This is a genomic window from Mesorhizobium sp. M0983, assembly GCF_040318975.1.
In the GTDB taxonomy this organism is placed as follows: Bacteria; Pseudomonadota; Alphaproteobacteria; order Rhizobiales; family Rhizobiaceae; genus Mesorhizobium.
In genome coordinates, this window is the sequence record NZ_JAMYNH010000072.1 from 1 (window position 1) to 530 (window position 530).

A 530-nucleotide genomic window follows, 5' to 3' on the forward strand; every position below is an offset into this window, starting at 1 on the left:
GTTAAACTGAGCAGGGGCGAGTTGAAAGCGTTGCTGCTGTCGGATGAGGACGGCTTTCGCCAGGTATTGCAGACTGTCGTGCAGGAGGCTCTGGAAGCCGAGATGACGGAGGCGATCGGGGCCGAGAAAGGCGAGCGGACGGCGGAGCGGGTGAGTTACCGGTCCGGGTATTACGAGCGCAAGCTGGTGACGCGGGTTGGGGTGCTGGAACTTCGCGTTCCGCAGGATCGGACGGGCCGGTTCTCGACGGAGTTGTTTGAGCGCTATCAGCGTTCGGAGAAGGCCTTGGTGTCGGCGCTGGTCGAGATGTACGTACAAGGCGTTTCGACCCGCAAGGTGAAGGCGGTGACGGAGGAATTGTGCGGCCACTCTTTCTCGGCCTCGACGGTGAGCGAGGCGACGATGCGGCTGGATGAGGCGCTCAAGGCGTTCTTCACGCAGCGGCTCGAGGAAAGCTATCCGTATCTCATCTTGGACGCGCGCTATGAACGGGCTCGCGAGGCGGGCGTGATCGCCAGCCAGGCGGTGCT

1 protein-coding gene is annotated in these 530 nt (G+C 62.8%); it reads left to right on the forward strand.

Going from position 1 to position 530, the window contains the following annotated elements:
* Positions 1–6: 6 nt before the first annotated feature.
* Positions 7–530, forward strand: a 524-nt coding sequence (locus NKH71_RS33635; protein ID WP_502900464.1) for a transposase, incomplete at its 3' end; no start/stop codon positions are given.